Source organism: Pseudomonas sp. S36, from assembly GCF_016647875.1.
In the GTDB taxonomy this organism is placed as follows: Bacteria; Pseudomonadota; Gammaproteobacteria; order Pseudomonadales; family Pseudomonadaceae; genus Aquipseudomonas; species Aquipseudomonas parafulva.
Genome location: NZ_JACVVG010000014.1, coordinates 36,568 through 58,872, shown reverse-complemented (window position 1 = coordinate 58,872; position 22,305 = coordinate 36,568). Strand labels below are relative to the sequence as shown.

Sequence of the window (22,305 nt, the reverse complement as noted above, 5' to 3'; positions counted from 1 at the left end):
ACTCCGGAATAGTCTGGAATTCATCAGTACGAACCTGCAACACAACAGCAGAGCCTCAGGGACTCATAGGCGAGATAACAGGCACCGTCCAATAGATTTTTTTGGCCGCAGCCCTCTCGGGCTTTCATTGTCCTTAACAATAAATGCCAGATAAGCTGGCATTGTGCCTTATAGGCTACGATTCAAAGGTACTTCAACCGGAGTTTTCATGGACAATTTAACGATCCTGCAAGACGAGCGCTTGCGCCTGGTTGAAGTGGACCGCCTGACTTCCGAGCTGGCGAGCGGCTCCGACCCGGTACTCAACAGCATAGTCAACATGCTGTGTGCCTACTTCGACGTGCCCACCGTACTGGTCAGCGTGGTAGACCGCGACTATCAGGTGTTCAAGGCCAAGATCGGCCTGGCGGATGACCGTACCCCCCGGGAAGTGTCGATCTGTGCTCACGGGCTTTGGCAGGAGTCGGTGCTGGAAATCTGCGACACCTTGCAGGACGCCCGCACTGTGGATAACCCGCTGGTAAAGGCCAGCCCGCATATTCGTTATTACGCGGGTGCCCCCTTGGTGATTCGCCCCGGGGTGAGCCTGGGTGGCCTTTGCATCATCGACCATGAGACTCGGCCGGCGTTGTCCGAGCGGGACCGCAACCTGCTCAGCAACGCCGCCAGGGTTGTGGTCGAGCGGCTGCAGTCGATCCACCAGCAGAACTTCTACGACCCCATGACCGGCCTGCCCAACCGCCGCCGTTTCGAAGCCGACTTCAAGGATGCTGCGGCGCTGACGGGCCAGGTGGCTATCTTCATCGAGCCGATATCGGCTGCCGGCATGGACAGCCTGTTCAAGGCACTGGGTATCGAGTTCTTCACCAATTTCATGCTGGCGGTGAAAGAGGTACTGATGGCGGCGCTACCGGAGGGTTGCCGCCTGTACCGGCCCAGCACCCTGGGCTTCATGACCGTGGTGGGTGCCTGTGACGCGTCCGTGTTGGCCGCCCGGCTGGGTGAACTGGTGCGTTCCCTGAGCGGTCCGCTACACAGCGGTAACGTGCCCGTTGTGCCGGACGTGGGCATCAGCGTGCTTGCACTGGGCGTGGATGTCGACCCGTCGCTGGACATTCTGCGGTTGATGGCGAGCATGACGGACGCCGCGCGCAAGGCCGACCAGCGCTGGCTTGCCTACGACCCGGTGGTGGATGCCAGCCTGCGGCGCAACACCGCCATTCTCAACGCCCTGGAAGCGGCACTTGCCGCGCCAGACCAGCTCAGCCTGGTGTACCAGCCGCGCATGGACCTCAACAGCAACCGCTGCGTGGCGGTGGAGGCGCTGTTGCGCTGGGTGCACCCAACCCTGGGCCAGATCAGCCCGGCAGAGTTCATTCCGCTGGCAGAAACCACGGCGTCCATCCGCGGCATCACGCGCTGGGTCATCAGGCAGGTGTGCCAACAGATCGCTGACTGGCGGGCCCACCAGATCACCCTGCAGGTGTCGCTCAACATCTCGGCGCTCGACCTCGGTGACGGGCAATTGTATGACGACCTGAACAAGGCGCTGGCTGAATATGACGTCAGCCCTGCGCAGGTCGAGCTGGAGTTCACCGAAAGCGCGTTGGTCACCGACTTCGACACGGTGCATGAGCAGCTTCAGCGTTTTCGCGCCCTGGGCGTCGCGATCGGCATCGATGACTTCGGCAGCGGTTACAGCAACTGGATCTACCTGCGCAAAATCCCCGCCACCAGCGTAAAGCTCGACCGCTCCCTGCTGGTGGAGCTGCAACCGGGCGGCAATGACTGGCACATCGTACGTGGCCTGGTCAGCCTGTTGCGAGACCTGCGCCTGACCGTGGTTGCCGAAGGCGTAGAGACCGACCTGCATCACCATGTGTTGCGTGGGTGGGGCTGCGATCAGGGGCAGGGCTATTATTACGCCAGGCCCATGCCGGCAGCGGACCTTGCCGCGTGGCTACAGCAGGGGCGGCAAACCTGAGGCTTGTTTCCAGTGTCCTACCATTACCGGGGCTGTGCAGGCCCGCGAGTTGCTGCCCAACAATGCGAGGTGTTCCATGTTCAACCAACGGCTTAAGGAAGAGGTCGAGGCGCTCAGGCAGGAACTGGCCAGGCTGCGCGCTGCAGAACAGAGCAGGTCCGACGAGATGCTTGAAATCACCGTGGACCGGGGCATGCAGATCACCGCAGTCAATGAACGCTTCGCACAGTTCATCGGCATCGACGCCTCGCGGCTGGTAGGCAGTTCTCTGGGTACGCTGGCGCCCAGCTACGTCAAGGAGCTGCCGTGTTACAAGAACTTCCAGGCGGCTATTGCCAAAGGTACCGGTGTAAGCGACGCCTACCGTTACTTTGCCGCCGATGGCCGCATGGTGTGGATGCGTGCAGCCTGGTGCCCTGTGAAGTCGCCCACAGGTGAAGTCACGCACATGTCTGCCTACGCCATTGACGTCACGGCTGGCATCGACCAGGCGCGCGAGAATGAAGAGCTGATCAAGGCGCTGTCCCGCTCGACGGCGGTGATCGAATTCAAGCTCGACGGCACCATCCTTACGGCCAACGAGAACTTCCTCAACACCGTGCATTACACCCTGGCGGAAATCGTCGGCAAGCACCACAGCCTGTTCTGCGACCCGGTCTACACCAGGTCTGCGGAGTATCAGCAGTTGTGGGCCAGCCTTAATGACGGCCGCTTCGTTGCCGAGCGGTTCAAGCGGCTCGACAAGCACGGGCGTGAGCTGTGGCTGGAGGCATCGTACAACCCGGTGCGCGATACCCGTGGGCAGCTTTACAAGATCGTGAAGTTTGCCGTGGATATCACCGAGCAGGTGGAACACGAGCAGCAGGTCAACTCGGCGGCAGACGTTGCCTACGAGATTTCCCGGCAAACCGACAGCTCCGCCCAGCGTGGCGCCGAGGCTGTGCGCGATACGGTCGACACCATGAACCGCATCGTCACCCAGGTCACCAGTGTGTCCACGGGCGTCGAGGCGCTGGGGCACCAGTCGCACCTGATCACATCCATCGTTTCCACCATCGGTGGCATTGCCCAGCAAACCAACCTGCTGGCGCTTAACGCCGCGATCGAAGCGGCACGTGCCGGCGACCAGGGCCGTGGGTTCGCGGTGGTAGCGGACGAAGTACGCAAGCTGGCTGGCCGCACCAGCGCCGCCACCCAGGAAATCGTCGAAGTGGTGCAGAAGAACAACGCCTTGGTGGAAGAGGCGGTGGTCAGCATGGGGGAGAGCCGAAAACAGGCAGAAATTGGCCTGAGCCTGGCCCAGCAGGCTGGAAGCGTGATCAGCGAGATCCAGTCCGGGGCGCAGCAGGTGGTGACGGCGGTGGGGCAGTTTTCTTCGAAGTTGGTGGCGGACGTGGGGCGTTAAGGCGCTGTTTTTCCAACACCTGCCTGGCCATCGCCACGCGTCGGAACACCTGCGTGGCGATGGCTGCCTGGCTCAACGCTGATACGCCTTCCCGTAATGCCCCTCCAACCGCGCCTGCACCAGTTCCAACACTATCGACAGCACCCAGTAGATCACCGCCGCCGTGGTCAGCATTTCCAGGTAGCGGTAGCTGGAGCGGCCGTAGGACTGGGCAAGGAACATGACTTCCCATACCCCCATCACCGAGATCAGCGACGAATCCTTCAGCATCGAGATGAACTGGTTGGCCGTGGGCGGGATGATCACGCGCATGGCTTGGGGCAGCACGATGCTGCTGAAGATTTGCGGCGGGCGCATGCCCAGGGCCAGTGCGGCCTCACGCTGGCCCCGGGCCACGCCCAGAATGCCGGCGCGGAAGATTTCGCTGAGGTAGGCGCCGTAGTTCAGAGACAAGGCGATGATGCCGGCACTGATGGCGCCTGGCACCAGCCCCACCTGGGGCAGGCCCAGGTAGATGAGCAGGATCTGGATCAGCAGCGGCGTACCGCGGAAGAACGACGTATAGAAGCTGGCCACGCCCACCAGCACCGCGCTGCCCGACAGCCTGGCCAGGGCCGCAGCGAAGCCCAGCAGCACCGACACCACCATCGAGCACAGGCACAGGAACAGCGTCAGTGCCGCCCCTTGCAGAAACCCGTTTGGCCCAAGCGTGAAGCCCGCCAGGTTGGGAAACTTCTCCACAATGATCGAGAACTTCAGGTCAAAGCTGAGAAAGAACCCGATAAACAGCGCGAACATCACCAGCCAGGTCAGCAGCAACCGGGTTTTGAAGCCCAGCAGACGGGGGCCCGTGGGTTTGGGGGCGGAAGGGAAGGTACTCATTTGCTGATATCGGCGCCGATCCATTTCTGCGACAGCTTGCTCAGGGTGCCATCCGCTTTCAGCTCGGCGAATACCTGGCGTACCTTGGCATCCCACTCGGCGTCGCCTTTTTCGATGGCTACGGCGTTCGGCTCTTCATAAAGCGGTGCACCGGCCAGCTTGAAGCGCTTGTCCTGGTTCAGGCGCGGTTGTGCGGTTACCAGGTTGGTGAGGATGGCGTCCAGGCGCACGCCGGCGCCCAGCCCCAGGTCCTGGAAGGCGACGTTGTCGGTGTCGTAGGGCGCGATCTGCACGAAGTCGAACGGGTATTCGATCTTGCGCCCCTCGTCACCTTCAATCACCAGGTTCTTGTTCAGGTAGCTTTCGTAGCTGGAGGCGCTGGTCAGGCCTACCTTGCGCCCGTCCAGGTCCTTGGCGCCATGAATGCGATCGTCCTTGGCGTTGACCACGATCACCGCAGGCGATGCGTAGTATTCAACCGGGAAGTCGAACACCTCGGCGCGGGCCTTGCTCGGGGTCATGGAGCAGATACAGATGTCGTAGCGGCCGCTCCAGCGCCCTGCGGCGATCACGTCCCAGGACGGGGTTTCGAGGCGCAGTTTCACGCCCAGCTTGGCGGCCACGGCCTTGGCCACATCCACGTCGAAGCCATCCAGCTGGTTCTGGTCGTTCAGGAAGGAAAACGGCGGGTAGCTCTCCATCAGCACATTGACCAGTTCTTTGCGCGATTCGACTCGCTCCAGCGTGGCACCGGCAAAAGCCTGGGAGGCGGTGGCAAGCAGCACGAGGCCCGCGCCGAGCAATGCAGAAAATCGCATGTTCATACCTGAAAAGTTGGCCAAAAAAGGGATTGGGTATTTAATAGTTATATATGTGGTCAACATAATGAATTTTATTCATAAGCACCTTTAGAGTAGTTATATGAAACAGCGAGCGATGGTGATTCTTGACGGTGGCATGGGCCGTGAGCTGCAACGCAGCGGGGCGCCGTTCCGCCAGCCCGAGTGGTCGGCACTGGCCCTGAGCGAAGCGCCGGAGGCCGTGGTGGGTGTGCATGCGGCGTTCATTGCTGCAGGTGCCCAGGTGATCACCAGTAACAGCTACGCGGTGGTGCCTTTCCATATTGGCGAAGCGCGCTTCGCTGAAGAGGGGCGACAGCTCGCCAATATTGCCGGGCAACTGGCCCGTCACGCCGCCGACAGCGGTGCGCACCCGGTGAAGGTGGCAGGCTCCTTGCCACCGCTGTTCGGCTCCTACCGCCCCGACCTGTTCCAGCCAGCGCGCGTGGCCGAGGTGCTGCTGCCACTGCTGCAAGGCCTGTCACCCCATGTGGACCTGTGGCTGGCAGAAACCCAAAGCGCCATTGCCGAAGTGCGGGCCATTCATCAGCACCTGCCTGAAGACGGCCGCCCGTTCTGGGTGTCGTTCACCTTGCAGGACGAAGACGTGGACGCCGTGCCACGCCTGCGCTCCGGTGAACCGGTAGCCGATGCCATCGAGGCCGTGTTTGCCCTCGGTGCTGCTGCGGTGCTGTTCAACTGCAGCCAGCCCGAAGTGATTGGCGCTGCAATCGATGTGGCCCGCCAGGTGATCGAGCAGCACGGGGCCGAGGTGGCAATAGGGGCGTACGCCAACGCCTTCCCGCCGCAGCCCAAGGAGGCCACGGCCAACGACGGCCTGGATGAACTGCGTGAAGACCTCGACCCACCGGGCTACCTGGCCTGGGCCACCGACTGGCGCGAGCGGGGTGCCAGCATGGTAGGTGGCTGCTGCGGCATCGGCCCGGAGCACATTGCCGCGCTCAAACGCGACCTGGGCTGACCTGCTGGCGAATGCCTGGCGGTAAAACACAGCGGTTAAGTTTGGGAAATGCCGGAACTGACGGTAAGGTTTCAGCATCTCTCATTCATCACGCGCCGAGGGTGGTCGTGTCCTGACCACCCATTCACGATGCGCAGCGCTGAACGCCAGGAGTAATACTGCCTATGACTGCAGAGCAAAAACGCAGGAGCACCATCAACCCGCCCGTCTTCTTCACCAGTGCCATACTCGTATTGTTGCTGGTGCTGTATGCCACTGTTTTCCAGGAACACGCCCAGCAGGTGTTCGAACACGTCCAGCAATGGATCATCACCAACGCCAGCTGGTTCTACATCCTCACCGTGGCGCTGGTACTCATCAGCGTGGTGTTCCTGGCGGTCAGCCGTTACGGCGACATCAAGCTGGGCCCGGACCACAGCGAGCCGGATTACCCCAACAAAAGCTGGTTCGCCATGCTGTTCTCCGCAGGCATGGGCATCGGCCTGATGTTCTTCGGCGTTGCAGAGCCGGTGATGCACTTCATCAACCCGCCGGTGGGTGAGCCCAACACCATCGCGGCAGCGCGCGAAGCGATGAACATCACGTTCTTCCACTGGGGCCTGCATGCCTGGGCCATCTACGCCATCGTGGCGCTGATCCTGGCCTACTTCAGCTTCCGCAACGGGCTGCCGCTGACCCTGCGTTCGGCGCTGTACCCGTTGATTGGCGAGCGTATCTACGGCCCCATTGGGCATGCGGTGGATATTTTTGCCATTCTGGGCACGGTGTTCGGTGTCGCCACTTCGCTGGGCTACGGCGTGCTGCAGATCAACAGCGGCCTGCACCAGCTGTTCGGCTTGCCCATCAGCACCACTATCCAGGTCATCCTGATTGCCGTCACCTGTACGCTTGCCACCCTGTCGGTGGCCAGTGGGCTGGATAAAGGCATCCGTATCCTCTCCGAGCTCAACCTGGGCCTGGCGGTGATCCTGATGCTGTTCGTGCTGATTGTGGGCCCGACCGTGTTCCTGCTGCAGGCCTACGTACAGAACACGGGCGCGTACCTGTCCGATATCGTCAATAAAACCTTCAACCTGTTCGCCTACGAGCCCACCGACTGGATCGGTGGCTGGACCTTGCTGTACTGGGGCTGGTGGCTGTCCTGGTCGCCCTTCGTCGGGCTGTTCATCGCGCGTATTTCCCGCGGCCGCACCATTCGCGAGTTCGTCTGCGGCGTGTTGTTCGTACCGGCCGGCTTCACCCTGCTGTGGATGACCGTGTTCGGCGATACCGCCATTCACATGATCCTGCACGGCGGCATCAAGGACCTGGCCACGGTCGTCGACCAGGACAGTTCGCTGGCGCTCTTCGCATTCCTTGAGCACTTCCCGTGGTCAACGGCCGTGTCGATGCTGGCGGTGCTGATGGTGGTGGTGTTCTTCGTGACCTCTGCCGACTCCGGGGCACTGGTGGTCGACATGCTTGCCTCGTCGGGCAAAGGCCATTCGCCGCTGTGGCAGCGGGTGTTCTGGTCGGTCACCATGGGCGCCGTGGCAATCGCCCTGTTGCTGGCCAACGGCCTCAAAGCGTTGCAGGCGGCCACCATCGCCAGCGCCTTGCCGTTTGCGGTCATTCTGCTGGTGGCAATCTGGGGGCTGTTCAAGGCGCTTGGCCTGGATGCCACCCGGCGCGGCCTGCGCACCCAGGCCCTGCCAGGCCAGCGCCAGCACCGGCAGAACCACGGCGGCTGGCAGCGGCGCCTGCGCAACATTGCCATGATGCCGCGCCGGGCTCACGTGACCCGCTTCATCAACGATGTGGTGAAACCCGCCTGTGAGGAAGTGGCCCAGGAACTGCGCAAGCAGGGTTACGACGTCACGGTAGATGAACGCGACGACGGCCGTGTCACCCTGGAGTTGTCCCATGCGGGTGAAGGCCGCTTCAAATATGAAGTTCGCCCCCGCGCGTTCAATACCCCCAGTTTTGTCATCCGCGAGTCGGACGACAACAACGATGCGCGCAAGTACTTCCGCGCCGAGGTGTACCTGCGTGAAGGTGGCCAGGACTACGACGTCATGGGCTGGAGCCGTGAAGATGTGATAGGCGACATCCTGGACCAGTACGAGCGCCACCTGCACTACCTGCACGTGGTCAGCTGAGCCCGTTACGTGCGGGAGAGCCTCGGGATCGCCCGCACGTAGATCAGCTCGCACACCAGCTCCACCAGTGTTTGCGTAATCACGGCCGCCGCTGCCAGGGTGCGTAACTGCTCTGGCAAGGCCAGTGCCAATGGCAGCACCACCAGTGAATTACGGGTGGATGCACTGAACATCACCGAGCGTTGCTGGGGTACCGGCAGCCGCATCAGCCGTGCAGTTGCCCAGCCGATCAGCGGTGCCAGCACTGCGAAGGCCAGGTATACCGGTACCACGGGTAGCAACTGGCCCAAGTCCCTCAGCACCACGCTGATCTGCGGTGCGATCACCACGAACAGCACCAGCGCCATTGCCGGCACTGGCATCCAGGCCCAGGCATGGTTCCAGGCAGCCACCGCACTGGACCGTTTGACGCTCGCGCTGGTCAGCACCGCCAGCCCCAGCGGCATCACGATCACTAACAGAAATGCCTGCAGAAACGGCCTGATCGCCAGGTCTATCTGTGCGCTGTCCCCCAGCAATACCGCCAGGTAAACCGGCAGCAGCACCAGTTGCAGCAACAGCAGTACGGGCGTGGCCGCCAGGGTCAACCGTGCATCGCCCTTGCCCAGGTGGGTGAACACCACCACGTAGTCGATACAGGGCGTGAGCAGTACCAGCAATGCGCCCACCAGCAGTGCTGGGTGGTGCACCAGGCCACGGGTAATGGCCGCGACCAACAACGGCACCAGGATGAAATTGGCCAGCAGCAAGGCAGCCATGAAGCGGTGGTTGCTCAGGCCCTCGCGCAGGCTCAGAAACGGAATCTGCAGGAACATGGCGTACATCAGTACGGCAATGGCGGGCGTGGCCAGTGCATCCAGATGGCGCGCGGCGGTGCTGGACAGCAAGCCAAACACAATGGCCGCCAGCACGGCGGCGAAGTAGATCGGGGTCTGGTGGGTTTCGAGTTGGTCTCTGGTCACGGTTGCCTGTGGCGGTGAGCTAAAGCCACAGATTAACCTGAAGTGCAGCCGACTGCCGAGGCGTGTATATGGCGCTCTTACTGTGCGGCTGCTTGTACGCGCCTGAGCGGCGTGCTTGCTCAGGCAGGTTTGTACCAATCCACATCGCGCTGTTTGATCACCAGTCTGAGCGTGCATTTGCTCGCCGCTGGGTGGCACGTCGCGTAGCCACCTACGGGGTACAACCCATGGAGGCCGAAAGGATCATGACCGCTGGTCAGTGATACATCTATTTCGTCCGCTTCGACCCTGCTGATGTCCAAAGCTTTATCTGAAGCTGCAGTGATGATGGACCAGGCAGTAGGGTCTTGTCGTTCAATAGGTTTTATTCCAACCAGACCATTTTTCCTGGCAAATACACCGTGGCCAAAATGCGGGCCATTGCGAATGTAAAGCCGATAACCCTCGTCACTGTGGCGGAAGTACAACAACAACGGGGCAGGCGCAGCCACCCGGTCGAAGGTGATAAGCCCCAAGTCCTGGCCGTGCTGCCAGTCCTCATCCGAGCAATTGAGCATGCCAAGCACCGATGCCCCGTCCAGGGCTTGTGCAGGATAGGTCAGTGGGCTTTCAAGCACCACCTCACCGCGGGTCATGCTGTCGAAAGTATTCACTGGGCAACCCTTTACTTGCAGGGTTGCAATAAAGGAACGGGCTTTGTGGGTCATCAGGGGGCGCCTCCAATGTGTTCAACGGAGGCAGGAGGCTAAGGTGAACCCTGGCTGGGGCCTATCTGGAACCGATTCCGGGATGCCTGCAGGCACAAAAAAGCCCGGCATCAAACCGGGCTTCTTCAGCTCAACGCTGCGATCAGTTGCCGTAAACCGGCAGCTTCTTGCAGATGGCCTTGACCTTCTCGCGAACGGCGTCGATCACCGCGTCGTTGTTCAGGTCAGCCAGGATGTCGCAGATCCAGCCGGCCAGTTCACGGCACTCGGCTTCCTTGAAACCACGGGTGGTAACGGCCGGGGTGCCGAAACGCAGGCCCGAGGTGACGAACGGCGAGCGTGGGTCGTTCGGTACCGAGTTCTTGTTCACGGTGATGAAGGCTTTGCCCAAGGCGGCGTCTGCATCCTTGCCCGAGATGTCCTGTTTGATCAGCGACAGCAGGAACAGGTGGTTTTTGGTGCCGCCAGACACCACGTCGAAGCCGCGCTCGATGAACACGCTGGCCATGGCCTGGGCGTTCTTCACCACTTGCTCCTGGTAGGCCTTGAACTCAGGCTGCAGGGCTTCCTTGAAGCAGATGGCCTTGGCGGCAATGACGTGCTCCAGCGGGCCACCCTGGGCACCCGGGAATACGGCAGAGTTGAGCTTCTTCTCGATCTCTTCGTTCTTGCGCGCGAGGATCAGGCCGCCGCGTGGGCCGCGCAGGGTTTTGTGGGTGGTGGTGGTGACCACGTCTGCGAACGGCACCGGGTTCGGGTAAACACCCGCAGCCACCAGGCCGGCCACGTGGGCCATGTCGACGAACAGGTAGGCACCGACCTTGTCGGCGATGGCGCGGAAGCGGGCGAAGTCCAGCACCTGCGAGTAGGCCGAAAAGCCGGCAACGATCATTTTCGGCTTGTGCTCGACCGCCAGGCGCTCGACTTCGTCGTAGTCGATCAGGCCGTTGCCGTCGATGCCGTACTGGATGGCGTTGTACAACTTGCCCGAGGAGCTGACGGAAGCACCGTGGGTGAGGTGGCCGCCGTGGGCCAGGCTCATGCCCAGAATGGTGTCACCGGCCGACAGCAGCGCCAGATAGACCGCAGCGTTGGCCTGGGAACCTGCGTGTGGCTGAACGTTGGCGTAGTCGGCGCCGAACAGCTGCTTGGCACGGTCGATGGCCAGTTGCTCGACCACGTCGACGTACTCGCAACCGCCGTAGTAGCGCTTGCCTGGGTAGCCTTCGGCGTACTTGTTGGTCAGCACCGAGCCCTGGGCTTCCATGACAGCCGGGCTGGTGTAGTTTTCCGAGGCGATCAGCTCGATATGCTCTTCCTGGCGCAGTTCTTCTTGCTGCATGGCTTCGAAGAGCTCGGCGTCGTACTTGGCAATGGTCAAATCACGGCTGAACATGGCGGTCCTCAAGGATCGGGGTGAATTGGGGGGGCATTCTAACCGATTGCTCCGCAGCTGGCATATGAAGTGGCATCAAGTCGCGGACCAAAGGGCCTCATGTTGCAGGCCGCGCCGTTTGTGGGCTGGAGGTGGGCGGTAGTTGACCTGAAAGTCCGGTTTCAACAGGTGCAGCGCATCGCGTGCCGCCCTCTGGAAACGTCAGTCGAACATGAACAGCGTTTCGTTGGCGAACTGGGCTTCGAACTGGTGGGCCGGCATGGGCCGCCCGAACAGGTAACCTTGCACTTCGTCGCAACCGTGCTCACGCAGAAACTCCAGCTGCTCATGGGTTTCGACACCTTCGGCGATCACTGCCAGGTTCAGGCTGTGAGCCATGGCGATGATGGCCCTGGCGATCTGCGCATCCTGCTCGCCAGCGGGCAGGCCATCGACGAAGGTACGGTCGATCTTTAGCACGTCGATGGGGAACTGCTTGAGGTAGTTGAGCGATGAATAACCGGTACCAAAATCATCCACCGCAATGCTCAGCCCTAGGTTCTTCAGGCCGGCGAGAATCTGCAGCGCCTCGTTCACCTCGCGCATCAGGATGCTCTCGGTCAACTCCAGCTCCAGGCACGCCGGTGGCAGGCCGGTTTCATCCAGGATGTTGGCGATGCGGGTGCCCAGTTGGCCGTCGGAGAACTGCCGCGCCGAGATGTTCACAGACACCTTGGGCACCCGCACCTTGGCTTTGTGCCAGGCCTTGAGCTGACGGCTGGCTTCGCGCAGCACCCAGTCGCCCACGTCCACCACCAGGCCCAGTTCCTCGATCACCGGGATAAAGTCGCCCGGCGGCACCAGGCCTCGGGTTGGGTGCCGCCAGCGCAGCAGCGCCTCGGCGCCGGTCAGGCGCTTGCCGTCGCCGCTGAACTGCGGCTGGTAGTAAAGAATGAACTCGTTCTGCTCCAGCGCGTGGCGCAGGTCGCTTTCCAGCTCCAGGCGCTCCAGGGCGCTGGCGTTCATCTCGGCCTGGTAGAACTGGAAGTTGTTCTTGCCCCGCTCCTTGGCGTGGTACATGGCTGTGTCGGCGTTCTTCATCAGCTGGCTGAGCTCGCTGCCATCTTGCGGGCTGAGGGCGATGCCGATACTGGCGGTAACGAAGAACTCGCGGTTTTCCAGCACGAACGGACGCACCAGGCTGCCAAGGATGTTCTCCGCCACATGGATGGCGCGGTTCAGGGCCAGCTGGCGGGTGGCCCGTGGCTGCAGCAGCAAGGTGAACTCGTCGCCACCCATGCGCGCCACGGTATCGTCGTCGTCTACGCAGGCCAGCAGGCGCTGGGCCATGTCCTTGAGCATGCGGTCGCCGGCGGCGTGGCCCAGGGAGTCGTTGATCGGTTTGAAGCGGTCCAGGTCGAGGAACATCAGCACCACCCACGCCTTCTGCCGCTCGGCTTGCTGCAGGGCGTTGTACAGGCGGTCCTGGAACAGCGTGCGGTTGGGCAGGTGGGTGAGGGCGTCGTAGTAGGCCAGGCGGTGAATGCGCTGTTCGCTGGCCTTGCGCTCGCTGATGTCGGTGAAGAAGCACACGTAGCTGGCCAGGTCGCCTTCGTCATCCAGCACGGCGGTGATGCCCACCCAGGCCGGGTAGTGATCGCCATCGCGGCGCTTGAGCCACACTTCGCCTTCCCAGCTGCCGCGCTGGTTCAGCTGCTTGAGGATGTAGCCCAGGTGCGCTTGCTGCTGCTCGTTCATCACCAGCATGCCCGGCAGTTGGTCCAGCACCTCGCTGACCGCATAGCCACTGACACGGCTGAACGCTTCGTTGGCCTGCACGATGTAACCAGCCGGGTCGGTGATCAGGATCGCCGACGTGGAGTGCTCGAATACCGTGGCGGCCATGCGCAGGTCTTTTTCGGCGCGGCGTTGCTGGCTGATGTCGCGGCCCACACCCAGTACGCCTTCAAAGCGCTGGTCGTCGTCCCACACCAGCACCAGGCGCAGTTCGATCGGGATCTTGCGGCCATCGGCGCGCAGGCAGTCGAACAGGAATAACTGCATTGGCAGATGGTTGCGCAACTCGGCCAGTTGGGCCGGGTCGTCCATGGCCTTGCTGACGCGCTCCATCAGGCCGTAAATGCCGGTGAGCTGGGCCGGGTTGGCGATGATCGACTGCCAGCCGTTGGCGAAGATCCAGTCGGTCTGGTAGCCCAGCACGCTTTGCACCGAAGGGCTCACATAGTCCAGCTTGAGCTGGCTGTCCGTGGAGAAGATCACATCGCTGATGCTCTCGGCCAGCATGCGGTAGCGTTGTTCGCTGTCGCGCAGCGACTGGCTGGCTTCGATCTGCACGGTAACATCCTTGCCCACCCCGATGATGCGTGTCACCTGGCCGTCTGCGTCACGGGCCAGCACCTGCTCACGGATGTCATAGCAGCGCCAGTTGCCGTCGCGGTGGCGGAAGCGCAACTGGCAGTGCAGCGGCTGGTCGTGCCCGGTTTCACGTTGCTGCTGGCGCAAGGCCTTGTAGTGTTCGGCATCTTCAGGGTGCAGCAGCAGCTCCCAGAAGCGGTCGCCCATCTGCGCCAGCTCGGTGCGGTCGTAACCCAGTGTCTGGCCCAGGTGACGGTTGCTGAAGATCATCCGCTGGCTGTGCACATCCTGCACGTACAGCTGGTCTGGCACGGTGCGGACCACGTCCGACCAGAAGCTTTCGCGCTCCAGCAGTGACAATTCCACCTTCTTTCGGCTGGTGATGTCGCTGATGCTCAGGATCACGGCCTGGTAGTCCCGGCGCTGCTGCGGCAGGCGTGCCATCAGCCACAGGTGCAGCTCGCCACCGAGGGGGGAGGGCAGGCGCACTTCCAGCTCCAGCAAGGCGCGTTGCTCGATCAAGGCATCGATCAGTTGCATGCCGACGCTGTCGCGGCCATTGCCGCTTTCTTCGAACAGACGCTGCCAGGCTCCTTCATGGCTGTCGATGTTCAGCAACTGGCGGGCAACCTGGTTGACCTCGGTGATTTTCAGTTGCTGCAGCAGTGCGCGGCGCAGGTTTGGCTCCAGGGCCAGGCTTTGCTTGAGCGCTGCGCGGTTACGCACGTGGTAGCGGTCCAGTTGCCCGGGAAGGCTGGAGAGGTCCAGCACGCACAGCGCTACGCCAGTGCCTTCGAAAATTTCCTGGTAGCGCCGGCGGTCTTCCTGCAATGCGCGCTGGCGGCGGCGCATGTTGATCAGGGCCAGTAGCGGCAGCAGGGCGCAGATCAGCACCAGCACGCACTTGCCGATCAGCGCGGGCAGCAGCTTCTGCCGCGCCAGATGCGCGTCGAATTGCCCGCGCAACTGCCAGGTGCTGTTGTCGATGAACGCCAGCATCACGCTTTGCAAAGGCGCCTGGCTGCTGTGTGAGGACAGGTGGCGTTGCAGTACATCGCCGCTGCGGCTGTTTTCCAGCAGCCATTGCGGGTGGCTGGCGCCGTTCAGGCGCTCGGTAAGGGTGCTGTAGTAGTCAGGTGACAGGCGCAGCAGCCAGTAGCCGCGGTCCTGCTCGGGCGCCTGGCGCAGCAGCAGGTAAAGCGTGCGGTTGTCGGCGGCGTTGGTGAAAAAGTACGGGCGGCCCTGGTTGAGCTTGAGCAATTCGTCGATCAAGGCGCGGTCGCCCGCACCCGGCAGGCTGTCGACACGCGAACGGCCCGCGCTGTCCAGCCACGCCACGCTCTGCAATGCGGGTATCCGTTCGCGCAGCACGCCGACCAGCGCACTGACCGCAGCCGGGGCCGGCGCTTTGATATAGGGCTGCATCACATTGATGGCCTGCTGCGCCTTGAACGCCATGTTCAGGCTCAGGTGGTCGGCCAGTTCCGTGGTGGCATCCAGGCTCTTCTTGCGCAGCTCGGCCTGGGTATTGTTGAACTGGGCGAACAGCTGCCACAACAACAGGCCCAGCAGCAGCAAGGCCAGCAACGCCAACGCACCCTTGATCGACCCGCGCATGCTGGTAGCGGGCGCCTGGGGCGCGGAACGCGATGAAGGCGGTAGCGTGTGATTGGTCAAGCGTCGATCCTGCGATTGGGCTGGCGATGGCAGGTAGGGTCATGCGCGGCGGCTGCCGGTGTCTGGCTGCCATACCGCGGTGGCGCACTATAAGCCGGACACTCGAAACCGGCTAGCATGCCTAGCATTGTGGCAAAGTGCCAGCGCTGTTCGCCGTGTGCCGTTGGGCCTTGGTTCGGCAAGCCCCTGCAACCTGTGCGAGAATGCCGCCCGCTTCACATGACAACGCATCGGAGATGTTCGGTTTTGGTTACTCACTTTTCCACCAATGGCCTCGATTCCGCCTGTGGGCGCAGCAGTCAGACCCTTGTCAGCACTGCCGTGACCGAGGACGTATCCTGCAAGACTTGCCAGCGCTCGCTGGTAAAACCCGCCGCAGCCACCAAGGCCAAGGCGCCGTCGCTGGCCGAGTTGCGTACCAGCGCCAGGGCAGCTGCGCAACCGGCACCTGTGGCTGTGGCCAAGCCGGTCGCCACGCCTTCCACCACGTCGGCACCTGTGGCCCCTGTACAGCCAGCGCGCAGCGGTGGTTTCAGCGTCAAGTCGGCCTGGGCTTCGCGCCTTGCCGAGCAAGGTGACCGTTGCCGCTTGCCACGCGGCAAGGCCAGGCAGCGCCACGTCTGACCCCGCGCTGGCCGCAGTACCTGCAGGCCAGCGCCGCCTTTTCTCGACCATTAGCCACGCCTATGCAACGCTGCGCGTTGGCGTAGAATGGTCCACTTTGTTCAACGACACCCGACCGTGACTCCCCGGGCCATCGCCGGGGCGCTCGTCGATGTCCTTACTTATCTGAATGAGAGGGCTTGGTTTTGGCTCAATACGTCTACACCATGCATCGGCTGAGCAAGGTCGTGCCGCCGAAGCGGGAAATTCTCAAGAACATTTCCCTGTCGTTCTTCCCGGGCGCCAAGATCGGTGTACTCGGCCTGAACGGCGCGGGTAAATCGACACTGCTGCGCATCATGGCGGGTGTCGACAAGGAGTTCGACGGCGAAGCCCGCCCGATGCCCGACATCAACGTGGGTTACCTGCCGCAGGAGCCGCAACTGGACCCCACCAAGTCGGTGCGCGAAGTGGTCGAAGAAGCGGTCAGCGTAATCAAGGATGCCCAGGCCCGTCTGGACGAGGTCTACGCGGCCTACGCCGAGCCCGATGCCGACTTCGACAAGCTGGCTGCCGAACAGGCCAAGCTCGAAGCCATCCTGCAGGCCGCCGACGGCCATAACCTGGAGCGCCAGCTGGACGTGGCGGCCGACGCCCTGCGCCTGCCGGCCTGGGATGCGCGCATCGAACACCTGTCCGGCGGTGAAAAGCGCCGTGTAGCGCTGTGCCGCCTGCTGCTGTCGGCCCCCGACATGCTGCTGCTGGACGAACCGACCAACCACCTGGACGCCGATTCCGTCGCCTGGCTGGAGCGCTTCCTGCACGACTTCCCGGGCACCGTGGTAGCCATTACCCACGACCGTTACTTCCTCGACAACGTTGCCGGCTGGATCCTGGAACTGGACCGTGGTGCGGGTATCCCGTACGAAGGCAACTACTCTGGCTGGCTGGAAGCCAAGTCCGATCGTCTGGCGCAAGAGTCCAAGCAGCAGAGCGCCCACGAGAAGGCCATGAAGGAAGAACTGGAATGGGTGCGCAAAGGCGCCAAGGCCCGCCAGTCCAAGTCCAAGGCGCGCCTGCAGCGGTTCGAAGAAATGCAGTCGCAGGAATTCCAGAAACGCAGCGAAACCAACGAGATCTACATCCCGGCTGGCCCGCGTCTGGGTGACAAGGTCATCGAGTTCAAGAACGTCACCAAGGGCTATGGTGACCGCGTACTCATCGACAACCTGTCGTTTGCCATGCCCAAGGGCGCCATTGTGGGCGTGATCGGCGGTAACGGTGCCGGTAAGTCGACTCTGTTCCGCATGCTGATGGGCAAGGAACAACCGGACTCGGGCAGCATCGAGATTGGCGAAACCGTGCAGCTGGCCTGCGTGGACCAGAGCCGCGAAGACCTGGACGGTGGCAAAACCGTGTTCCAGCAGGTTTCCGACGGCTCCGACCAGATCCGCATCGGCAACTACGAGATCCCGTCGCGTACCTATGTTGGCCGCTTCAACTTCAAGGGCGGTGATCAGCAGAAGTTCGTCAAGGACCTGTCCGGTGGTGAGCGTGGGCGCCTGCACCTGGCCCTCACCCTGAAAGAGGGCGGCAACGTGCTGCTGCTCGACGAACCGTCCAACGACCTCGACGTTGAAACCCTGCGTTCGCTGGAAGAAGCCTTGCTGGACTTCCCTGGCGCCGCCATCGTGATTTCCCACGACCGTTGGTTCCTGGACCGTGTAGCCACGCACATTTTGGCTTACGAAGACGATTCCAACGTGGTGTTCTTCGAAGGCAACTACACCGAGTACGAAGCCGACCGCAAGAAGCGCCTGGGTGATGCAGCTGCCCAGCCGCACCGTGTGCGCCACAAGAAGCTGGCCCAGTAAGCCGCTTTCAGCTGCACAACGATGGGGCCTTCAAGGCCCCATTTTTATGCCTGTAATCGGCAAATAGCGCTTTATTTTGTATACATTTATATAAAACGCACCAAATAATTTCATTAAAACGACATCGTGCCCTGTTGCAGGGCGATTGCTTCTTGGTACATTCCAGAGAAAACCAATAAGTCCAATCCTCTTGGTGAGATGTCTACCATGATCGAATCCGTCGACGATTTCCTCGCACGCCTGCAGCAGCGTGACCCCGGCCAACCGGAATTCCACCAGGCCGTGGAAGAGGTGCTGCGCACCCTCTGGCCGTTCCTTGAAGCCAACCCCCATTACCTGCAGGCGGGCATTCTGGAGCGCATGGTGGAGCCTGAGCGCGCGGTGTTGTTCCGGGTTTCCTGGGTGGATGACCAGGGCAAGGTGCAGGTCAACCGCGGCTACCGCATCCAGATGAGCAGCGCCATCGGCCCGTACAAGGGCGGCCTGCGCTTCCACCGGTCGGTGAACCTCAGCGTGCTGAAGTTTCTGGCGTTCGAGCAGGTATTCAAGAACTCCCTGACCTCCCTGCCCATGGGCGGTGGCAAGGGCGGTTCGGACTTCGACCCCAAGGGCAAGAGCGACGCTGAAGTGATGCGCTTCTGCCAGGCGTTCATGAGTGAGCTGTATCGCCACATCGGCGCTGATTGCGATGTGCCGGCCGGCGATATTGGTGTGGGTGCCCGCGAGATTGGCTTTATGTTCGGCCAGTACAAACGCCTGGCCAACCACTTCACGTCGGTGCTCACCGGCAAGGGCATGACCTATGGCGGCAGCCTGATCCGCCCGGAGGCAACTGGCTACGGCTGCGTGTATTTCGCCGAAGAAATGCTCAAACGCCAGAACCAGCGCATTGATGGCCGTCGTGTGGCCATTTCGGGCTCGGGCAACGTTGCTCAATACGCGGCGCGCAAGGTCATGGACTTGGGCGGCAAGGTTATTTCGCTGTCTGACTCCGAAGGCACGCTGTACGCCGAAGCGGGCCTCACTGATGCCCAGTGGGATGCGCTGATGGAGCTGAAAAACGTCAAGCGGGGGCGCATCAGCGAATTGGCCGCGCAGTTTGGCCTGGAATTCCGCAAGGGCCAAACCCCGTGGAACCTGGTGTGCGATATCGCGTTGCCTTGCGCCACCCAGAACGAGCTGGATGTGGACGATGCCAAGGCGCTGTTGAGCAATGGCTGCATCTGTGTAGCCGAGGGCGCCAACATGCCTACCACGCTTGCGGCTGTGGATATCTTCCTGGAGGCAGGCATTCTGTATGCCCCTGGCAAGGCCTCCAATGCCGGCGGGGTGGCCGTGTCGGGCCTGGAAATGTCACAGAACGCCATGCGCCTTCTGTGGACGGCCGGCGAAGTGGACAACAAGCTGCACGGCATCATGCAGTCGATTCACCATGCGTGCGTGCATTACGGCGAAGAGGCCGACGGCCGCGTCAATTACGTCAAGGGTGCAAACATCGCAGGCTTCGTGAAAGTAGCGGATGCGATGCTGGCCCAAGGCGTAGTCTGACCCGCCCGCTATCAGGGCCGCGTCGCGGCCCTAGTCTGCTTCACCGTCGATCCGCACAACCTCGATCACCCGATCACCCGCTGGTCGGTGCCACGCTACCTCGTCCCCAGGCTCAGCACCGAGCAGCGCCCGCCCCAGGGGCGAGCCCCAGTTGATCAGCCCGCGCCCCGCGTCGGCCTGGTCTTCACCCACCAACTGCACGGTCTGCTCCAGCCCATCCTCATCTGCAAATGTAACGCGGCTGCCGATGGCGACCTTGCTGGATGACTGGGCAGGGGGCATCACCTGGGCGCTCTGCACGCGCAGGGTAAAGTAACGCAGGTCACGCTCCGTGTCGGCCAACCGCTGCTTGTCACCGCGCTCACCCTGCGCCGCCAGCTCACTGCGCAAGGTGTTGAGGGTGGCCACGCGGGCCTGCAACTGGCGCATGCCACTGGCGGTTACATAGTTGGGTTGTTCACTCACATGCCGCTCTACCGGTTGATCTGCCTGGGCAGCGGCTTGGTCTTCGTTGACGAATGCTCGGCTCATGGCGGCCTCCTTGTACAGAAGACCATCATGGCAGGCTGAGGGTTTCAACGAATGCCCAGTAGCGACTCAGTCGGGGCGCCAGGCCCTGGCTGCACCGCGGTCCTTTTCCTGCTGCCAGTCACGGTCTCGTTGGTCCCAGAAGCGCTGGTGGTATTGCTGCTGCTCGGCGCTGTCCTGCGTGGCCTTGCACTGGCGGAAACCATCGTCCCAGCCAGTTTCGTACTGCGGCTCGTGCAGGTAGCGCGGCACGTTCTTGCGAAAGTCGCCCACCATCACACCGGCGGCCTGCCGACCACTGCTGCACCCATCTTGAAAGCCGTCGGCATAGGCAGGAGGGTACCCGCGCCCGACCATCTGCTCGTGGGTGCTTTCGCACCCCGCCAGCAGCAACGCAACGCACAAGCCCAACCCGTACCGCCACATGGCCACCCACCCTCCAAATGTTGATATCCAGTCTAGAGGGCGATTTGTCGCGGTGCTGTCAAAACAGTGTCAAAGAGTCGCGGGTTTTACAGCGAGAGCTAGTAGTGGTACCACTTCACTTCGAGCATCACCTCGTTCTGTGCCGTGGCCAGGTGGCTGAACCCGCGTGAGGCACTTAGACGCAGCCCCAGGTTCTGGCTGATCTCCCACTGTTGGTTCAAGCTCAGGCTGCGGCGCACTTCGCCGTTGGTGAAGTAGTCCCCCTTGGCTTCGAGCGTCATGTTGCCCAGCCCGTTGCGCCACAGCAGCCCGCCGTTGAACCCCGCCGCCGGTGCAATGAACTGGGCAAAATCGTTGTGGTGCTCCACCCGCACTGTGCCCAGGGCAAAGCCCAGCAAACCGTCGGCCAGTTGCCAGGTGCCGCCGGCGCCACCGTTCACGTGGCTGACCAGCACCTCGTCGTCATGCTTGCCCGGTACCCGCTCCAGGCCACCGGCCACCTGCCAGGACCAGGGTTTTAGCAGCTCGTTGCGCGGTGTCAGCGAGCGGATGGTGGCGAGGTCCAGGCGTTGCACCTGCCAGTCATTGCCTTCGTACTGGCGCACCTTCAACTGCAGGATCTCGATCTGGGCGCCGAGCGGGAAGCCATAAGCGTTGTCGTTGAGGTCGTGGTAGGCCATGCGCAGGCCGTACTCGGCGAAGGCACGGTCTTCCCGGGTACCTACCCCAAGCTGCCAGGTACGCGAATCGTGGCCGTCTTCGGGGAGCCCCGGGCGCTCAATCTGCAAGGGTGGCGGCGGGTTGGTATTGATCGCGCGCAGCAGCTCGAAGCTGCGCTTGGCCTGGCCGGGGTCGCGCTCCTGGCCGTTGGCCCGGTAGCGCTCCAGGCGATAGGCAGCGTCCTGCACCAGTGCCTGACGCTCCCGGGGCAGTGCCTTGAACTCGGGGCTTTGAAGTTGCGCGGTGTCGGCACTCACGGCCAGCACCTGGCGTTTTTCGTCATGATCCAACGGTGCTGCCCGCGCCAACAGTTCACGTTCGCGCGAGGGGCGGTAGATTTCGCTGGCCACCAGGCCGGACTGCTTTACCGCCTTGACCGTGTCGGTAGGGATGGCCGTAAGCGGGAACTGCGAGGTCAGGTCCAGGCCTGGGCGCGCCACCTGCAGCAATTCCAGCAGGCGGTAGGAGCAGTTCTCGTCGAAGAAGAAATAGTCGAACTGAATCTGCTTCAGTTCCCACACATGTTCCACCATGCGCCCGGTTTCTTCCGGGGTCAGGTCCAGTTGGTACTCCCACAGGTCGCGGTTTTCCAGGCTGCGGTATTCGGAGAGCTTTTCCTGGTAGGGCATCAGTGCGAACAGGCCAGGGTAGCCGCCCGCCAGGCCTTTCCAGGCATACAGGATGCTGTTGTCGCTGCCTTCGATGTAGGCACCGAAGTTGATCGCGTAACTGAGCAGCGTGGTGTCGTCGCTGCGGGTGGTGGACTGGTCGATGCGCAGCAGGGTATGGCCGAACATGGACGAGGGGCTGTTCAGGTAAGCCGCCGGGAAGATCAGCGCCGCGCTGTGTGGGTCGATCGACTGATACCAGGTCTTGAATTCCTGGCAGTCCGGCTGTGGCAGGCCTTGCAGGCCGAGTTGCTCACGCAGCCAGCGGGTGCGGGCCGGGAACACGCATTGAGCATGCTTGTCGCCAAGGCTTGCCGGTGCGTACAGGGCCTCTACGGTGGCCTTGAGTTCGCGGTCCGGGTGGTGTGCGCCGTCCTGCGCCAGGAAAAACGCATCGTCGTCCACATAGCTGCGCCAGCCACCCAGCTTGCCCGTTTCATAATGACCAAGGGCTATCCAGTAGGGGGTGTTTGCCAGTTGCTGAAGGCGAGCCTGGTCGATGTGCGGGGCGGCATGAACAGGGGCGCAGGCTAACAGCGCCAGGGAAGCGAGGCGTTTGAGCATAGGGGGCAACTACTTCCAGACGATGCCGAAGAGAAGGCGAAACCCGC

The 22,305-nt window shown here is 62.3% G+C and carries 16 protein-coding genes and 1 pseudogene; 8 read left to right on the top strand and 9 right to left on the bottom strand.

The features are described 5' to 3' along the window. Positions 1-208 precede the first annotated feature (208 nt). The 3 genes and pseudogenes from IAE36_RS10415 to IAE36_RS24045 all read left to right on the top strand — a co-directional run bounded on the left by IAE36_RS10415 (position 209) and on the right by IAE36_RS24045 (position 3,389). The gene (locus IAE36_RS10415; RefSeq protein WP_201212239.1) at positions 209-1,984 is read left to right on the top strand and encodes a putative bifunctional diguanylate cyclase/phosphodiesterase; all 1,776 of its coding nucleotides are present in this window, start codon (positions 209-211) and stop codon (positions 1,982-1,984) included. Continuing rightward, a pseudogene (locus IAE36_RS24050) lies at positions 1,878-2,837 on the top strand (PAS domain-containing protein); the annotation flags it as partial. The gene IAE36_RS10415 and the pseudogene IAE36_RS24050, both read left to right, overlap by 107 nt. Next, positions 2,814-3,389, top strand: coding sequence for a methyl-accepting chemotaxis protein (locus IAE36_RS24045; RefSeq protein ID WP_442967448.1), 576 nt, complete (start codon positions 2,814-2,816; stop codon positions 3,387-3,389). The pseudogene IAE36_RS24050 and the gene IAE36_RS24045, both read left to right, overlap by 24 nt. A gap of 72 nt (positions 3,390-3,461) precedes the next feature. On the opposite strand, the gene IAE36_RS10405 is transcribed toward IAE36_RS24045, so the two are convergent. Further along, the gene (locus tag IAE36_RS10405) at positions 3,462-4,271 is read right to left on the bottom strand and encodes an amino acid ABC transporter permease (RefSeq protein WP_201212235.1); all 810 of its coding nucleotides are present in this window, start codon (positions 4,269-4,271) and stop codon (positions 3,462-3,464) included. After that, on the bottom strand, positions 4,268-5,089 hold the full coding sequence (locus IAE36_RS10400) for an ABC transporter substrate-binding protein (protein ID WP_060482400.1): 822 nt from the start codon (positions 5,087-5,089) through the stop codon (positions 4,268-4,270). Before IAE36_RS10400 ends, IAE36_RS10405 begins: the two co-directional genes overlap by 4 nt. A gap of 118 nt (positions 5,090-5,207) precedes the next feature. Here IAE36_RS10400 and IAE36_RS10395 point away from each other — a divergent pair, with 118 nt between their 5' ends. Then, entirely contained in the window at positions 5,208-6,092 is an 885-nt protein-coding gene (locus tag IAE36_RS10395; RefSeq protein ID WP_201212325.1) for a homocysteine S-methyltransferase family protein, read from the top strand. A gap of 164 nt (positions 6,093-6,256) precedes the next feature. After that, the gene (locus IAE36_RS10390) at positions 6,257-8,230 is read left to right on the top strand and encodes a BCCT family transporter (protein WP_201212233.1); all 1,974 of its coding nucleotides are present in this window, start codon (positions 6,257-6,259) and stop codon (positions 8,228-8,230) included. 5 nt (positions 8,231-8,235) lie between these two features. Here IAE36_RS10390 and IAE36_RS10385 read toward each other — a convergent pair whose 3' ends face one another. The 4 genes from IAE36_RS10385 to IAE36_RS10370 all read right to left on the bottom strand — a co-directional run bounded on the left by IAE36_RS10385 (position 8,236) and on the right by IAE36_RS10370 (position 15,267). Next, positions 8,236-9,192, bottom strand: coding sequence for an arsenic resistance protein (locus IAE36_RS10385; protein WP_201212231.1), 957 nt, complete (start codon positions 9,190-9,192; stop codon positions 8,236-8,238). A 119-nt stretch (positions 9,193-9,311) separates the two neighbouring features. After that, positions 9,312-9,899, bottom strand: a complete 588-nt coding sequence (locus tag IAE36_RS10380) for a hypothetical protein (protein WP_201212229.1) — start codon at positions 9,897-9,899, stop codon at positions 9,312-9,314. Between the two features lie 142 nt (positions 9,900-10,041). Beyond that, complete coding sequence (gene glyA / locus IAE36_RS10375; RefSeq protein ID WP_201163567.1) at positions 10,042-11,295, bottom strand: serine hydroxymethyltransferase; 1,254 nt, start codon at positions 11,293-11,295, stop codon at positions 10,042-10,044. A gap of 201 nt (positions 11,296-11,496) precedes the next feature. Next, on the bottom strand, positions 11,497-15,267 hold the full coding sequence (locus IAE36_RS10370) for a sensor domain-containing protein (protein WP_328822861.1): 3,771 nt from the start codon (positions 15,265-15,267) through the stop codon (positions 11,497-11,499). A gap of 306 nt (positions 15,268-15,573) precedes the next feature. Between IAE36_RS10370 and IAE36_RS10365 the strand changes: the two genes are divergently transcribed. From IAE36_RS10365 to gdhA, 3 genes are all read left to right on the top strand, one after another. After that, the gene (locus IAE36_RS10365; protein ID WP_201212225.1) at positions 15,574-15,951 is read left to right on the top strand and encodes a hypothetical protein; all 378 of its coding nucleotides are present in this window, start codon (positions 15,574-15,576) and stop codon (positions 15,949-15,951) included. A gap of 185 nt (positions 15,952-16,136) precedes the next feature. Continuing rightward, positions 16,137-17,804 carry an energy-dependent translational throttle protein EttA gene (gene ettA, locus IAE36_RS10360; RefSeq protein ID WP_028631734.1) on the top strand — a complete coding sequence of 556 codons (1,668 nt, stop codon included), beginning with the start codon at positions 16,137-16,139 and terminating at the stop codon, positions 17,802-17,804. Positions 17,805-18,011: 207 nt separating this feature from the next. After that, positions 18,012-19,352 carry an NADP-specific glutamate dehydrogenase gene (gene gdhA / locus IAE36_RS10355; protein ID WP_201212222.1) on the top strand — a complete coding sequence of 447 codons (1,341 nt, stop codon included), beginning with the start codon at positions 18,012-18,014 and terminating at the stop codon, positions 19,350-19,352. A gap of 30 nt (positions 19,353-19,382) precedes the next feature. Here gdhA and IAE36_RS10350 read toward each other — a convergent pair whose 3' ends face one another. From IAE36_RS10350 to IAE36_RS10340, 3 genes are all read right to left on the bottom strand, one after another. Further along, entirely contained in the window at positions 19,383-19,883 is a 501-nt protein-coding gene (locus IAE36_RS10350; protein ID WP_201212220.1) for a GreA/GreB family elongation factor, read from the bottom strand. A gap of 66 nt (positions 19,884-19,949) precedes the next feature. Continuing rightward, positions 19,950-20,306 carry a hypothetical protein gene (locus IAE36_RS10345; protein ID WP_201163597.1) on the bottom strand — a complete coding sequence of 119 codons (357 nt, stop codon included), beginning with the start codon at positions 20,304-20,306 and terminating at the stop codon, positions 19,950-19,952. Positions 20,307-20,404: 98 nt separating this feature from the next. Further along, positions 20,405-22,258, bottom strand: coding sequence for an Lnb N-terminal periplasmic domain-containing protein (locus IAE36_RS10340; RefSeq protein WP_201212218.1), 1,854 nt, complete (start codon positions 22,256-22,258; stop codon positions 20,405-20,407). Positions 22,259-22,305: the final 47 nt, after the last annotated feature.

Coding starts and splice junctions, on each gene's coding strand:
- IAE36_RS10415 (WP_201212239.1), top strand. CDS start 209: ATGGACAATTTAACGATCCTGCAAGACGAGCGCTTGCGCCTGGTTGAA.
- IAE36_RS10405 (WP_201212235.1), bottom strand. CDS start 4,271: ATGAGTACCTTCCCTTCCGCCCCCAAACCCACGGGCCCCCGTCTGCTG.
- IAE36_RS10400 (WP_060482400.1), bottom strand. CDS start 5,089: ATGCGATTTTCTGCATTGCTCGGCGCGGGCCTCGTGCTGCTTGCCACC.
- IAE36_RS10395 (WP_201212325.1), top strand. CDS start 5,208: ATGGTGATTCTTGACGGTGGCATGGGCCGTGAGCTGCAACGCAGCGGG.
- IAE36_RS10390 (WP_201212233.1), top strand. CDS start 6,257: ATGACTGCAGAGCAAAAACGCAGGAGCACCATCAACCCGCCCGTCTTC.
- IAE36_RS10380 (WP_201212229.1), bottom strand. CDS start 9,899: ATGACCCACAAAGCCCGTTCCTTTATTGCAACCCTGCAAGTAAAGGGT.
- glyA (WP_201163567.1), bottom strand. CDS start 11,295: ATGTTCAGCCGTGATTTGACCATTGCCAAGTACGACGCCGAGCTCTTC.
- IAE36_RS10370 (WP_328822861.1), bottom strand. CDS start 15,267: ATGCGCGGGTCGATCAAGGGTGCGTTGGCGTTGCTGGCCTTGCTGCTG.
- gdhA (WP_201212222.1), top strand. CDS start 18,012: ATGATCGAATCCGTCGACGATTTCCTCGCACGCCTGCAGCAGCGTGAC.
- IAE36_RS10350 (WP_201212220.1), bottom strand. CDS start 19,883: ATGAGCCGAGCATTCGTCAACGAAGACCAAGCCGCTGCCCAGGCAGAT.
- IAE36_RS10345 (WP_201163597.1), bottom strand. CDS start 20,306: ATGTGGCGGTACGGGTTGGGCTTGTGCGTTGCGTTGCTGCTGGCGGGG.
- IAE36_RS10340 (WP_201212218.1), bottom strand. CDS start 22,258: ATGCTCAAACGCCTCGCTTCCCTGGCGCTGTTAGCCTGCGCCCCTGTT.